The organism is Zooshikella harenae (genome assembly GCF_018837975.1).
GTDB lineage: Bacteria > Pseudomonadota > Gammaproteobacteria > Pseudomonadales > Zooshikellaceae > Zooshikella > Zooshikella harenae.
In genome coordinates, this window is sequence record NZ_JAGSOY010000023.1 from 1 (window position 1) to 14,053 (window position 14,053).

A 14,053-nucleotide genomic window follows, 5' to 3' on the forward strand; every position below is an offset into this window, starting at 1 on the left:
CCCTGCGTTGAAGTGCGTAAAGGTGAAAAAATGCTTACTTAGGTCGTGGAATACTGATCACATTGCCCATGACAGCATACTCGCTACTCCCTAGACGAGCTAAAGGATCAACACGAAGGGCATCAACCTTACTACGTCCCTTTGCATCTTGTGACATAACTTCATCACTTACAAAAAGCTGGTGAACCTCAGCATAGATGACTCTTTGCTGATTTCGACCTAGCTCATGCACCTGATAAAAGCTGCATGCCATTGCTATGTTACAACACGCTAATCTAGGAATATCAAACCCCTCAAACGGTAAAAGTTCCAACTCCAACTCATCAACTTCTGAAGTTTCTGCAGGAAGGGTTTTTGAAGAGTCTGTAACCAATTGTGCCAAGTGACTGTTAGCAATGTGAATCACAAAGTTTTTGCGTGCTATCAAATTCGTGCTGGTATCTTTATGCTCACCATCTGGCTTTTTACCTACTGATAACATGACAAGCGGTGGATCGCTACAAATTGCATTAAAGTAAGAAAAAGGAGCCAAATTGTAGCCTCCCACCTCATTCATAGAAAGTACCCAAGCAATAGGCCTTGGCACAATACTCTGCGTCATCCAATGATAAATTTGGTTTGGCGTTAGGGTTGAAAAGTCAATCAGCATTGTGCCCCTCTTCTACACTTAATCGTCTTGTTTACATCAACTGTTTTACTTCACTCTTGAACCGTGAATAACCAAAAATCATAAAGACCACTGGTGTCAAAAATATCCACATTACTCGCCAGCTTAACCCATTATGTGACGAGGTAAATATCTCCTGTCTTATTTTTTGTCATTATTAAAACTCAAATATGTTCGTCACCTACTCAACTCACTGACCTTCATCAAGAACCAAGTGTGTTGAAAGCGGAAAAGAAGAAAACAATTTTTATAACTTTATTTTCAGTAAAAGTTTTAACGAGTTTGTCAGTTATGCCAACCGACTATACCGGCGCTTCCGGGCAATTTGCTTTATTTAAACGGTTATAAGTCAAAGTGAAGGGGTAAGATAAGAATTATCTCCTCAAATAGAACGAAAACACGCATAAATACAAAAAACCGTTAGGGCGCCTCTAAAAATAGTGATTTTTTTGTGACAGAAAGAAAGCGCTGCACGAAGGACCCCAGTGTATAAGAAATACATGAGGGCTAAACAGCTACTGCATGATTAGCGATAGCAGCCTCAAGTATTTATTAGCGCTAGCAGGGCTATGAGTACAGCGCTAACACAGCTATCAAGGAAAAAGTGCATTTTTAGAGGTACCCGTTAGTAAACCGCATCTGTTGGCATAGATGGTAAACACCTGAGGAGTAAACATGAGCCGAAATAGCCTTAAAATAATGTTGTGTGCTGGCGCAATCAGCTCACTTGCTGCATTTCCACTAACAACGTTAGCAGCTCAAATTATCAACCTGGAGCAGGAAACCGAATTTCAAGCATTTCGTACAATAGCCCCCCTTCATGAAGTACTAAGCCTTGAATCTGAAAAAGACATCAAGCCTGTCACCAGCCTGAAGCTAGCTAATGGTGTAACAAAAACTAAATATCAGCAATTATATCAAGGCGTACCTGTATACGGTCAGTCATTTGTTGCAGCAAAAAACAAGCGTGAGGTTTATAGCGATCTAAGTGGCTTTATCGTCCAAGATCTTTCGAGCGATAACCTAAACACTTCACCAAGTTTATCAAATGAAGATGCGTTACAAATTGCATTAAATGGCAAAGGCTTCAGTCAAAGTAACTCGCAGGTTGAGCACCATAATAGCCAGCTGTATGTATATGCAAAAAATCCTGACCAACCCCGTTTAGTTTATGAAGTCTCTTATTTTACTCATAGTGCTGAAGGTCCAACACGACCTTTTTACATTATTGACGCGCATACAGGAGAAGTGATTGAGCAATGGGAAGGCCTTAATTTTCAAAAGGCAACAGGTCCAGGGGGTAATCCCAATACAGGCAAGTACCAGTATGGTTCTGAATACCCCAATCTAGAAGTAGATAGCCAGTGCCGTATGAGCACAGAGTATGTGGAAACCCAAGATATGGGTAACAGCCAAAGTCGAGGTCGTGTTCATCAATTCAACTGCCCAGAAAATACAGCACGTGAATCAAATGGTGGTTACTCTCCGCTAAATGACGCTCATCACTTTGGACATGTCGTGTTCCGTATGTACCAAGATTGGTATCAAACCAAACCATTACCTTTCAAATTAACCATGCGCGCTCATTATGGACGCAATTATGATAATGCCTTCTGGGATGGCCGCGCCATGACATTTGGTGATGGAGGCAGTGTATTCTATCCACTGACAACACTGGATATCGCGGCTCACGAAGTAAGCCATGGCCTCACATCAAATAACTCAAATCTCGCCTATCGCAGTCAATCTGGAGGCATTAATGAAGCATTTTCAGACATGGCCGGAGAAACAGCAGAATATTACAACTTTAAAAAAGTAGACTGGATCATTGGCGCTCAAGCTACCAAAAACAAACGCGGCATTCGTAACTTCAAAAAACCGAGTGATCACCGAGGCTCTATTGATCATGCAAAAGACTACCGTGAAGGAATGGACGTACACAACTCCTCAGGTGTATATAACCGTGCTTTTTATAACTTGGCGACAACAGATGGCTGGAACATTAAGCATGCGTTTGAAATCTTTTTAATTGCCAACAAAATGTACTGGAAATCAAACACTAATTTTGAACAAGGTTCATGTGATGTTATGCGGGCTGCAAAAGATAAAAGCTGGTCTGTTGGTGATGTAAAAGCTGCCTTTAAAGTCGTTGGTTTAGGTAACAACTGTAATGTACCCGATGGCGGTGATAAACCTGATGACTCAAGCAATCCTAATCCAAACCCTAATCCTAATCCTAATCCAGGTAGTGACTACAAGGTACTTGCTAATGCGCAAGATGCATGTCTAAGTGCAAGCAACGATACTGTTAGTGCGCCTTCTTGTAGCTCAACAAACAGTGCCAAATGGCTTATTGATGACAAAGGATTAGTTCATCCCTCCACAGCACCAGAAAAATGTTTACTAATGCCTTCTTGGTACAATGGTAAAAACCAAGCCAAAATTGGTAACTGTGATGCTAAACAGCTAAACCAGCGCTGGGTCTTATCAGCAGGAAAAATTAAAAACCTAGCTTACCCTACTTTGTTTATCACTCACTTCGAAAAATACGGTGAGTGGGTCGGCGTATGGAATAACCAGTCAGACTGGAAAGGACAACAGTGGAACTGGAAAAACAAATAACTTCTTTCACAAATTAATACACCTGATTAAGCCCGCCTTCTAGCGGGCTTTTTTTATTCAGAATATTTTACACTTAGCGCCTTCTCGAGAACCCAACTTATTGATTATTAGCAATTATTCCAAATTGGCACTGGTTTTGTACTTTAAATAAAACGATCTTATCAATACATGGAGGACAGGCTGGTGCAAAATCCAAAGTTTTTTCAATACTCCCGAAGCCCTCACGATCAACAAGAAATTATTCTGGAAGATTTCTTGGGAAATAAACAAATCTTTGAGATAAGTTCATTTTCATTCAGCTGTGAATGTACCGATCAAGACTTTGCAGCCAACACATTTGACTTAACGATTAGACAATTTTTCATTCAAGCAGAACTGCGCTCTTCTGACGTATTTTCTCTTGGAGAAATAATGGTGATTACACTGCATCCAGCTCATAGGATGCTAACTATTTACCCAGAACAGTTACATAATTTTTCCATACCAAACTATGTTTGGTTAAATCTAAATTTACAGTTGCCAACTTCTCCTAGTCAATCTGAGCGGCACGGTTATTTAATTGCCACTACCATTGATAATATTCATTCTACACCTTTAACATCCATGCTAATGGTTCGTAATAACGGAAAATTGCTGTTAGTAAAAAGTCGCCAGCGTAATTGGATTTCTACAAGCTAACCACTTTACTTATTTAAAAGCTATTAGTAACAACCATATTTTATCTAATGCCAGCAACAATAAAACATAGCAATTTAAATCAGATTTTAAGTTACGCATTACATAAATAATCTAAGCCTACTAATGACTTGGAGCAATAAAATAAGTAAATATAATTGAACAGTATAGTTATACTCCAAGTTAAGTTATCGATTTAATCAACTCATTGAACAGCCAGTCCTTACTAGCGTCAGTATTTTCAAGTGCGAAGGTACTATAACCCTCACTTAGCTCACCGGTTAATACCAACCATTTACAAGATACTACAGATAGAAGTAAACAGTTATTTATATCTACCCAACCCTTTTAATTAATATCTTCTATGGAACTTTTGTTTGAAATATCAACATTCTTATGATAAAAACTGCACACAATACGTTTAGGTTATATTGACAAATCCTATTTAAAAAGAGTGAGTAAACAAACATAAACTGTTCACTTATCCTCTTATAACACTTAGCTCCACGAGCAGTAATCAAACATGACCAACTCTCTTCAAGATGCCATTAAGCAATACATTGGATATTTGTCTTATGATCCAAATAATACGCTTATTATTCGGAAGTTAGTGGAGCTTTACCTTGAAGAAAATACCCCTCAGAAAGCACAAGACATTATAAGCAGTTTCACTGGAAGTGAAGACATCCACTTAATAATTGCAAAGGCAGCACTTGCCTCACATCAAGGTAATGATGAACAGGTTGTGGCTCTACTGCAACAACACAAAGAGGCCTATGAAGAAGCGGTTATCTATTTGCTTGCTTTGGCTTATCTTCGCCTCAACCAAGGTGACAATGCTCTTATTACACTGCAAGTAATGCCTGTAGAGCAAATGGGTACCCCTACCCGCTTATTATTTGCCAGAGCGTTACATAGTCAAGGTGACGTACAAAAGGCGATCGCTTTACTCGCAGAGGACAATACCAATGCAGAATGCGTAGGTTATTTAGCGCTTCTATATTGGGATATTGAAGACTTTGAAACAGCCCATTCACTAGCAGACAATGCTCTTGCGATTAACCCTAAGCAACTTGAAGCGAATATTGTAAAGGGGTTCCAGCTTTTATCTGCCGATAAGCTATCTGATGCTCAAGCAACGTTTAGCCAAGTACTAAAACTGAAACCAAAAAGTGGAAGAGCTTGGCTTGGCACTGGGCTTATTTGTATGCAACAGAACGATCTTAATAAAGCAATAACCGCGCTCCGCAATACAACTCAGTATATGCCTAACCACCCAGGGAGTTGGAATACGCTTACATGGTGCTTAATAATCAATAATCAGATCGATGAGGCTGAGCAAGCAGCACATGAGGGATTAGCTATCTCACCAGCTTTTTCTGAGTCACAGGGCATGATGGCTATAGTGCTTTGCTTTCTAAATCGTTTTGATGAGGCTAAAACTTACTATCGAAAAGCATTATTACTTAATGCAGATTCACTTGCAGGCCTGTATGCAAAATACTTGATTCTGACGCGCTTAAATTCTGATGAAGCTAAAGACACACTCGACCAGTTAATGAATATTTCTATTACTGAGCAAGTCACGGTTGGCTCTGTTCTGAAAAAAAATATAAACCGCCAAACAAAACACTAAACCAAAATACGCATTTCCCTTTTAGGCTTTTTAAAACACCCAGTTTGAATCTATTGGGTGTAAAGCTAGTACAAACCCAATATAGATAATTGTAAATCCATGAATCTTGATATAGCAAACTCGTTATTAGATGGCATGCTATGGAACACAGCAAAAGTAGCTGCCCCCGTACTGATAACCAGCTTAGTGGTTGGCTTAATAATAAGTATATTTCAAGTAATTACCCAAATTCAGGAAATGACACTGACGTTTGTACCTAAAATGCTTGCAATCTTAGGTGTTCTTTTTATTTTTGGGCCATGGATATTAACAACTATATCAAGTTATGCGACTGCGTTATTTAGTGAAATACCAAGCTACATAGGCTAAAAATACGATTCTATAAAAGATGGTAATTAACTTTGATGTTACTTGGCTATACGCCTTAATATTGACAACAACAAGAATTGGAATTGTATTATTTGCACTTTTTCATGCAGGAGGTATCAAGCTACCTTGGCTAATCAAGGGTATTCTTGCTATTACACTTGGTTTTATCTTATTACCATTTGTTGATCAATCAGTGCAACTAGACCACTTAAAAATTACATTTCTAACACTTCTTCTTATTAAAGAAGTGATACTTGGTATACTGTTAGCGACTGGGATATATTTTGTTTTCGGTGCCATTAACCTTGCGGGACGAGTTATTGATACCCAAACAGGTATTAATGCTATGGCAGCATTTGATCCTCATTCTCAATCAATGTCAGGTTTTACTACCCAATTACTTCGTCTTCTAGCTTTAGCTGTCTTCTTTTTTACTAATCAACATCATAACCTGTTATATATGTTAGCTTTTTCTTTACAAAAACTAAATCCACTTCAGTTTTATGAGATAAATATAACTCATGCCGTTCAATTTCTGCCGAATGTATTCTTATTTGGTATAAGAATCGCAGCGCCTGTTATTGCACTCATATTTATTGGAGATATAATATTCGGTTTGTTATCAAAAACAATGCCACAGCTTAACGTATACTTTCTTACCCTTCCTATTAAAATCTTACTAGGGCTAATGTTACTCATCTGTCTTCTGCCATCATTAACAAACCTAAATATAGATATTTTAGGCTCGCTAGTTGATTTTTGGCAGTCAATACTTAGTTAAACTTCATGTCTAGCAACACTGCTGAAAAAACAGAACAGCCTACCCAGTTTCGCCTTCAAGAAGCAAGGAAAAAAGGTCAGTTAGCAAAAAGTATGGAGGTAACAGGTTTAGTCGTTCTATCCATATTCATCTTAGCATTCACCAGCTATGGGATTAAAAGTATAATAGAACTAGCAAAGTTAACACAAAATACTTTAGATCTTGCAGAGTTTGCCTCAGACAAAAAAGTTGTATTAGATGGAATTAAAAATTCATTCGTCCTAATGTGTAGTATGCTTTTCTCGTTAAGTGGCATTGCAGTACTATCTGGCATACTAGGCAATGTATTACAAACAGGCATAGTCTTTTCTTCTGAACCTCTTAAATGGGATATACAAAAAATAAACCCTATAAAAGGCTTCAAAAAGCTATTCTCAATTAAGAGCTTATTTGACCTCTTGAAGTCTGCAATAAAGATAGCCATTCTCATTATCGTTCTTTATTTATACAGCGAAGACATTGTAAATACTGTAATTAGGCTACATTATCAAGAGCTATTTCAAGGAATGGTTTCAGTACTACATATATTATCCAAACTATGTATTACTGTTATAGCCTTGCTTTTAGCTTTATCTTTGCTTGACTACTTATTCACTCGAAAACAATACATCAAACAACTTAAAATGACAAAGCAAGAAGTTAAAGATGAATATAAACGACGTGAAGGTGACCCTTTAATCAAGCAAAAGCGTAAAGAAATTCAAAACAAACTTCGTCAACAAACTGACGGCTTAAATAACGTCAAAAGCAGTGATGTGGTGATTACAAATCCAACGCATATTGCAGTTGCAATCAGCTACCAACGTAATAAAATGGACGCCCCTAAAGTTGTTGCAATGGGAGCAGATCATCTTGCAAAACAAATTCGTTACGAAGCAGCAAAGGCTAATGTTCCTATTATTGAAAAACCTTCCCTTGCAAGAGCATTATACAAAAAAGCTGTCATTAACAGTACAATCCCAGACTCAACATTTTTAGATATAGCCATTATACTCCACAAAATTTATCAGCAAAGAAGTTATCTTGCCAAGGCTGAAAGTAACCAATGAAGTCAATAACAATTAAAGATTTGCTAGGTTCACAAAGTGAACTACTGCTTGTGGTTGCTGTTGTTGGCATCCTTCTTGTGCTTTTTACTCCAGTTCCAGCTGTTGTTCTTGATATATTACTTATTACCAACTTCAGTTTTGCACTACTTATTCTATTAGTCACCTTTTATATTGATCGGCCAGTAGACTTTTCAACCTTTCCATCACTACTGCTAATAGCAACACTATTTCGATTAGCATTAAATATCTCAGCAACCCGACTAATTTTGAGTGATGGTGATGCCGGACAAGTAATCAACGCAATAGGAGAATATGTAGTTGGTGGCAACTATGTTATTGGTTTAGTCATATTTTTTATTCTGATTGTCGTGCAATACGTCGTAGTAACGAGTGGTGCTCAACGTGTCGCAGAAGTGGCTGCCCGTTTTACACTTGATAGCTTACCAGGTAAGCAGATGAGTATTGATGCTGAACTAAACATGGGCATTATCAGTGAACAAGAAGCGAAGAAAAAGCGCACTAATTTAGAAAGAGAAGCAAACTTTTATGGAGCAATGGATGGTGCCAGCAAGTTTGTAAAAGGAGATGCTATAGCAGGGATTATCATTGTTTTGATTGACATTATTGGCGGATTATCTGTCGGTATTGGTCAAAATGGTTTATCCTGGTCTGCAGCATTACATACCTATACATTAATGACAGTAGGTGATGGGCTTGTAACACAGATACCTGCTTTAATCCTTTCCACAGGTACAGGGATTATTGTTACACGAGCAGCAAGTGATTCTTTTCTTGGTCAAGAAGTTAGCCGACAAGTCACACGTTATCCAAAAAGTTTAATTTTGGTTGCATTAGCACTGTTTTGCATCATGTTTACCAAAGGAATTCCTTGGTTACCTGTATTTGCTGTATTGGTTGTAATCTGTTTTTTGATTTATAAAGCCCTTAATGCGCACCGCCAAAGTGATTCAGAAGAAAATATAACTCAACAAGATATTCAAGAGAGTGAAGGTGACACTTTATACAACCAACTAGCTATTAGCCCCATCGAACTTTCTTTGGGAAAGAATCTTGCTGATCGTTTTAGTGCAGAAAATAGTCTTCTATCAGAAAAAATCAAATCATTCAGAAAGCAGTATGCCATGGAAAGTGGCCTTGTTATTCCTAAAGTGAAAATTATTGCAGACAGTAAGCTTGCAGAGAACCACTACGAAATTAGAATTCATGGATCTAGGGTTGATAGTAATAACTGTTACTTAGATAGATATTTAGCAATTTCTACACAATCAGACATAGCATTAGAAGGTATAAAAGATAAAGATCCTTCTTACCAACTGCCTGCAGTGTGGATAACTCATGATCAAACAAGTATTGCTAAACAGCAAATGTGTACTGTTGTTGACTCAACAACAGTTATTTTTACGCACTTTTGCGAGGTTATAAGAAGACATGCAGATGAGCTGCTAACTCGAAGTGAGGTTGAGAAGCTATTAATGCCTATAAAACAACTTCATGCCTCTTTATATGAAGAAGTCATTCCTAACATGCTTTCACTCACGGATGTGCAGAAGGTATTACAGCGTCTTGTTAAAGAGAGTGTCAGCATAAGAAACATGGAGCTTATTCTAGAAGCTTTAGCGGATCACGGTAAAACAACAAAAGACCCCATTTTTCTAAGTGAGTCTATCAGACAAAATATGGGGAGAAATATTTGTGAATCTTTTCTTGACGATAATAATACCCTGCATGTGATGTCGCTATCACCAAAACTAGAGCAACAGCTTGTTTCACAACTTCAACCTAACACTGAGCAGACAACAGATATCCATATTGATCCTCTGCTGACCGAAAGACTCGTTATTGCAATTGCAAACACTGCGGAACAAATGGCCATGAATAATTTAAAACCAGTATTATTATGTTCTTCCGTATTAAGGCCACATTTAAAGTTACTCACTGAGAGAACACTGAAACATTTAACAATACTCTCTATACAAGAAATACCCTCTGTCATTGCAATCACGTCTTTTTCAACTGTGAGTATTCAAGAGTCGTCGTGAGTGAGTTGATTATTTTTATTCGCATACAGTGCTTTTTGTAAAAGGTTTAACCATGTCAGACTTGATGAGTGTTCTCAATATTTCGGCTAGTCAGGATCTACAATCATTAAATAATATTACTCATAACCTGGCAAATACGAATACCAATGCCTATAAAAGGTGGGTAGATGTCAACAAAGGCCTTACATCGACAAATTCATCTTCAATGGATTTATCAACGGGTAGTCTTCACCGCACTAATCGTTATAAAGATATTGCATTAAAAGGAAGTGGATTCTTTGTTGTAAAACAGCAAGGTCAAACTTACTTAACCCGTCGAGGTGAGTTAGAAATCAATAAAGAAGGATATTTAACACTAGCTTCAGGTGAGCGACTTCAGGGACAAAGTGGTGATATCATATTAGAGCCTAAAAGTTTTAGTGTTGATCAACATGGCAACATCATTCAAGATAATGTTGTTAAAGACTCAATCCAAGTAGTCAATGCAAATTTGACTGGAGATCATTACCTTGGTAATGGTTTGTTTCGTCATGAAAATACGACTCCAGTACAACAGCAGAATAAAGATATTATTCAACAACATTTAGAATCGTCTAATGCAGTAGCAATGGATGAAATGGTCAACCTTATAAATTTAAATAGACATTATGAGTCTATTTTTCAGGTAGCCAACGGTTATAACAGCTTACTAGAAAAAACAATTTCTGATTTAGGCGATTTTTAATATACGTTTTTTATTAGGTGTAAGGTAATGATTGACGCAATACATATTGCTGCCAGCGGTATGCATGCAGAGCAAAAAGCTCTGGATGTTATTGCAAATAACTTAGCTAACTTAAATACAACAGCATACAAAAAAGGACGTTTGACATTTAACGAAGTAATGCAACTTCAACAAGTTGATAAATACACTCATCAAGCAATACGCCAAGGTGCTGGTGTAACCTTCAACCAAGCATCAGTACAATTTGATAGTGGAGACCTAAAACCCACAAATCGTAATCTTGATGTTGCAATTGCTGGGGACGGCTTTTTGGAGGTTGAATTAACAAGTGGTGAACTAGCTTATACTCGAAACGGCTCATTAAGATTAGATCAAGACGGTTTTTTAATCAGTCAAAAAGGTAATTTACTGGCTGATAGAATTCAAGTTCCAACCGATGCCAAAAGCCTTACCATTAATGAAGCAGGAGAAGTAAGTGCACAAGTTGGCTATGAAAGTATACCTTTAGGCTCAATACAAGTAGTCAAGTTTGCCAATCCCGAAGCATTAGACGCTGTCGGCAACAGTATATATCTTGCAAACGAACAATCAGGAACGCCCTTTTATCTTACCGCTGGAGAAAATGGTGCAGGAAAAATCCAACAAGGATTTTTAGAGTCATCAAATGTTGATCTCACTGAAGAGCTAATGCAACTTACACTAGCACAACGTGGTTATGAGGTTAAAGCGCAAATTATTCGTGCTGCTGACGATATCATGCGAATTACAAATAGCTTAAGATCCTAGAGTATGTTAAAGAATAAGTTACTATCAGCAATTATTATTAATCTACTGATACTACCTATTCTTTCTATAGAAGCGTTAGGAGGTACAATACTTGAGTTACCTCCCGCAGTGACTGTACAAGACTCAAACCCAGTTCTTGGGAAAATAGTTAAACTGATATCAACGACAGAATCACCACAAAAGATTACCAAAGCTTTAAATCAAAAAATTATCTTGGGATTAAAACCTGCAGACTACAAAGTGCTGACCAAAACGCTATTAGAGCGTAATCTGACCATAGTGTTAAATGAATTTCATATACGAGGCTTTGACTCAGTAAAAGTTACTCGTGAGGGCTATATTGTACCTGTAAAAAAACTGTTAACACAGGCTAAGCACTTTCTGAACCTTCAGTTAGCGCCACTAGCAGAAGAAGTCATCATTAAAGCGATAAGTGATATACCAGAGGTATATATAAATGAACAGCACTATAATTTAAGTTTTAAAAGAAATAGTGTTAGTCAGTTCTTAAAGCGTACTTGTGTATGGATAACAGTTAAGACAAAGACAAATATAAGAACAGTTCCTATCTGGTTTGATGTAACGTTAAAACAACACGCTTGGATTTTATCTCAATCGCAACAAGCAAATAGCCATTTCCATCATTCTCAAGTTACTTCCCAACTCATTGACATAGCTAAGTATCCTATAACAAAGTTGGTAAAAAACCCACAAAAGCTCAAACACCGTTATAAGCGTAACTTACCTACAGGCACTGTATTGCTTGCAACTCACATTGAAGAACTACCTGCTGTTGAAAAAAACGCTGTTGTAATAGCACAAGCAACTCATAACGGCATAACAATCAAAACTCAAGTTAAAGCACTTCAAGATGGCAATATTAATCAAAGAATTAAATTGCAATCATTGAGTTCAGGTGAGTTTTTTTATGGTATAGTAACCAACACTAACATGATTCATGTAACAAATTAAAAATGAGAAAGCTTACACTTTTACTATTAACTAGTTGTATTGTTTATGGACAGGCTTCTGCCACGTCTCTTTACTCTGAAGACACATATCAGTCGTTAATCGAAGATCCTATTGCTAAAAAAGTAGGTGATAGCGTTACCGTTTTAATTGTTGAAAAATCTTCTGCGGCAACTAACAACCAAAGCAATAACGATCAAAGTTTAAATGTAGGTGGTAAGTTTTCCACTTCAACACGAGAAGAAAAAGGTAGTTTAGGGCTAAATTTTGGTTATGACGGTACAGATACTTCGACTCGCTACGGCAAACTTCAAGCACAAATAACAGTAGATATTATCGAAAAAGATAGACTAGGTAGATTAAGACTTGAAGGAAAACAAAAAATTTTGATCGATGGCGAAGAACAGTTTATATCTGTTAAAGGCTGGATTAGACCAGAACACATAGACCAAAATAATAATATCTTATCTACTCGAATTAGCCAGGCTGATATTGAATATACTGGCTTCGATAATGATGAACCTGGCTTTTTCACACGATTTTTCTCATGGTTAGGCTTTTAAATGAAGCAGTTTGTAATCACTCTTACAATGCTACTTGCATTAACAGCACATGCGACCCCCATTCAACTAAAAAACCTTGTTAGAATTGAAGGAATTCGTGAAAATGCCTTAACTGGCTATGGCATTGTAGTTGGACTAGCAGGTACTGGTGATACTAGACGCAGTCAAGCAACAGTTCACTCAATTGCAAATGCCCTACTTCGTTTTGGTATTCGTGTTAGTGATTCAGATATTAGTAGCCGTAATGTTGCCGCAGTCATGGTAACAACTAAGCTTCCTGCATTTGCGAATAAAGGTGATAAACTAGATGTCAACATATCTTCAATAGGAGATTCAAGAAGTCTGGTTGGTGGAACTTTATTACTTGCACCTTTAAGAGGTGCAGATGGTAAGATTTATGGTTTGGCACAAGGTCCTGTTTCAGTAGGTGGTTTTAAATATGATTTATACGGCAATGTCATTCAAAAAAATCACCCGACTGTAGCAAGCATTCCTGATGGGCTTACAGTTGAAAAAGCCATAGCTAACAATGTTGTAAATCATAATGGAGAAATTACTCTTTTACTTAAAGAGCCAGACTTTACAACTGCTGCTCGAATAAAACAAAAATTAAGAAAGCAACTAAAGGGTGTGCAAGTTAGAGCGGTCAACCCAGGAAAAATTGTCATTAGTCAGAATAACCAATATGATTATGTTGATCTAATAGCTACAATCGAGCGCCTTACAATTATTCCTGATAATGTTGCAAAAATTATAGTTAACGAACGAACAGGTACAGTGGTATCTGGAAGTGATGTCGTAATTGATAGTGTTACTGTATCCCATGGTAATATTGAGCTTTCAATTACTACTGATTATATAACTTCACAACCTAATATTAATATTCAGGCTAACATTAATTCATCGTCTGGTATAAATACTACTGTTGTACCAGATACTCAAATTGAGGTTAAAGAAGATGTTGTCACGGCTATTTCAATGCCATCAGGTACAACAGTTGGCAATTTAGTTTCAGCATTGCGCAAGATTCGTGTTAGTACACGGGACTTAATTTCTATCTTGCAAACAATCAAGTCTTCTGGTGCTTTACATGCCGAACTTATCATAAAATAG

At 37.3% G+C, this 14,053-nt stretch carries 13 protein-coding genes; 12 read left to right on the top strand and 1 reads right to left on the bottom strand.

Going from position 1 to position 14,053, the window contains the following annotated elements:
* Nucleotides 1-34 precede the first annotated feature (34 nt).
* Nucleotides 35-649 carry a flavin reductase family protein gene (locus tag KCG35_RS11290; RefSeq protein ID WP_215819802.1) on the bottom strand — a complete coding sequence of 205 codons (615 nt, stop codon included), beginning with the start codon at nt 647-649 and terminating at the stop codon, nt 35-37.
* 693 nt (nt 650-1,342) lie between these two features.
* On the opposite strand from KCG35_RS11290, the gene KCG35_RS11295 reads away from it, so the two are divergent.
* The 12 genes from KCG35_RS11295 to KCG35_RS11350 all read left to right on the top strand — a co-directional run bounded on the left by KCG35_RS11295 (nt 1,343) and on the right by KCG35_RS11350 (nt 14,053).
* Nucleotides 1,343-3,289, top strand: coding sequence for a M4 family metallopeptidase (locus tag KCG35_RS11295; RefSeq protein WP_215819803.1), 1,947 nt, complete (start codon nt 1,343-1,345; stop codon nt 3,287-3,289).
* A gap of 183 nt (nt 3,290-3,472) precedes the next feature.
* Complete coding sequence (locus KCG35_RS11300) at nt 3,473-3,967, top strand: hypothetical protein (protein WP_215819804.1); 495 nt, start codon at nt 3,473-3,475, stop codon at nt 3,965-3,967.
* Nucleotides 3,968-4,487: 520 nt separating this feature from the next.
* Nucleotides 4,488-5,600 carry a tetratricopeptide repeat protein gene (locus KCG35_RS11305; RefSeq protein WP_215819805.1) on the top strand — a complete coding sequence of 371 codons (1,113 nt, stop codon included), beginning with the start codon at nt 4,488-4,490 and terminating at the stop codon, nt 5,598-5,600.
* 99 nt (nt 5,601-5,699) lie between these two features.
* Entirely contained in the window at nt 5,700-5,969 is a 270-nt protein-coding gene (gene fliQ / locus KCG35_RS11310) for a flagellar biosynthesis protein FliQ (RefSeq protein ID WP_215819806.1), read from the top strand.
* A 19-nt stretch (nt 5,970-5,988) separates the two neighbouring features.
* The gene (locus KCG35_RS11315; protein ID WP_215819807.1) at nt 5,989-6,750 is read left to right on the top strand and encodes a flagellar biosynthetic protein FliR; all 762 of its coding nucleotides are present in this window, start codon (nt 5,989-5,991) and stop codon (nt 6,748-6,750) included.
* 5 nt (nt 6,751-6,755) lie between these two features.
* Nucleotides 6,756-7,838 (top strand): EscU/YscU/HrcU family type III secretion system export apparatus switch protein, encoded by a 1,083-nt coding sequence (locus KCG35_RS11320; RefSeq protein WP_215819808.1) that lies wholly within the window; start codon nt 6,756-6,758, stop codon nt 7,836-7,838.
* Nucleotides 7,835-9,898, top strand: a complete 2,064-nt coding sequence (locus tag KCG35_RS11325) for a flagellar biosynthesis protein FlhA (RefSeq protein WP_215819809.1) — start codon at nt 7,835-7,837, stop codon at nt 9,896-9,898. The genes KCG35_RS11320 and KCG35_RS11325 overlap by 4 nt, the downstream gene beginning before the upstream one ends.
* Before the next feature lie 52 nt (nt 9,899-9,950).
* Nucleotides 9,951-10,622 carry a flagellar hook-basal body complex protein gene (locus tag KCG35_RS11330; RefSeq protein ID WP_215819810.1) on the top strand — a complete coding sequence of 224 codons (672 nt, stop codon included), beginning with the start codon at nt 9,951-9,953 and terminating at the stop codon, nt 10,620-10,622.
* Nucleotides 10,623-10,649: 27 nt separating this feature from the next.
* Entirely contained in the window at nt 10,650-11,408 is a 759-nt protein-coding gene (locus tag KCG35_RS11335) for a flagellar hook-basal body protein (protein ID WP_215819811.1), read from the top strand.
* Between the two features lie 3 nt (nt 11,409-11,411).
* Nucleotides 11,412-12,380, top strand: a complete 969-nt coding sequence (gene flgA / locus KCG35_RS11340; RefSeq protein ID WP_215819812.1) for a flagellar basal body P-ring formation chaperone FlgA — start codon at nt 11,412-11,414, stop codon at nt 12,378-12,380.
* Nucleotides 12,381-12,382: 2 nt separating this feature from the next.
* Entirely contained in the window at nt 12,383-12,940 is a 558-nt protein-coding gene (locus KCG35_RS11345; protein ID WP_215819813.1) for a flagellar basal body L-ring protein FlgH, read from the top strand.
* A complete protein-coding gene (locus tag KCG35_RS11350) occupies nt 12,941-14,053 on the top strand; it encodes a flagellar basal body P-ring protein FlgI (RefSeq protein WP_215819814.1) in 1,113 nt (370 codons plus the stop codon).

Bases quoted from the DNA above. Each gene is read 5' to 3' on its own strand.
- KCG35_RS11290 (WP_215819802.1), bottom strand. From the start codon at position 649: ATGCTGATTGACTTTTCAACCCTAACGCCAAACCAAATTTATCATTGG.
- KCG35_RS11295 (WP_215819803.1), top strand. From the start codon at position 1,343: ATGAGCCGAAATAGCCTTAAAATAATGTTGTGTGCTGGCGCAATCAGC.
- KCG35_RS11305 (WP_215819805.1), top strand. From the start codon at position 4,488: ATGACCAACTCTCTTCAAGATGCCATTAAGCAATACATTGGATATTTG.
- fliQ (WP_215819806.1), top strand. From the start codon at position 5,700: ATGAATCTTGATATAGCAAACTCGTTATTAGATGGCATGCTATGGAAC.
- KCG35_RS11315 (WP_215819807.1), top strand. From the start codon at position 5,989: ATGGTAATTAACTTTGATGTTACTTGGCTATACGCCTTAATATTGACA.
- KCG35_RS11320 (WP_215819808.1), top strand. From the start codon at position 6,756: ATGTCTAGCAACACTGCTGAAAAAACAGAACAGCCTACCCAGTTTCGC.
- KCG35_RS11325 (WP_215819809.1), top strand. From the start codon at position 7,835: ATGAAGTCAATAACAATTAAAGATTTGCTAGGTTCACAAAGTGAACTA.
- KCG35_RS11330 (WP_215819810.1), top strand. From the start codon at position 9,951: ATGTCAGACTTGATGAGTGTTCTCAATATTTCGGCTAGTCAGGATCTA.
- KCG35_RS11335 (WP_215819811.1), top strand. From the start codon at position 10,650: ATGATTGACGCAATACATATTGCTGCCAGCGGTATGCATGCAGAGCAA.
- flgA (WP_215819812.1), top strand. From the start codon at position 11,412: ATGTTAAAGAATAAGTTACTATCAGCAATTATTATTAATCTACTGATA.
- KCG35_RS11345 (WP_215819813.1), top strand. From the start codon at position 12,383: ATGAGAAAGCTTACACTTTTACTATTAACTAGTTGTATTGTTTATGGA.
- KCG35_RS11350 (WP_215819814.1), top strand. From the start codon at position 12,941: ATGAAGCAGTTTGTAATCACTCTTACAATGCTACTTGCATTAACAGCA.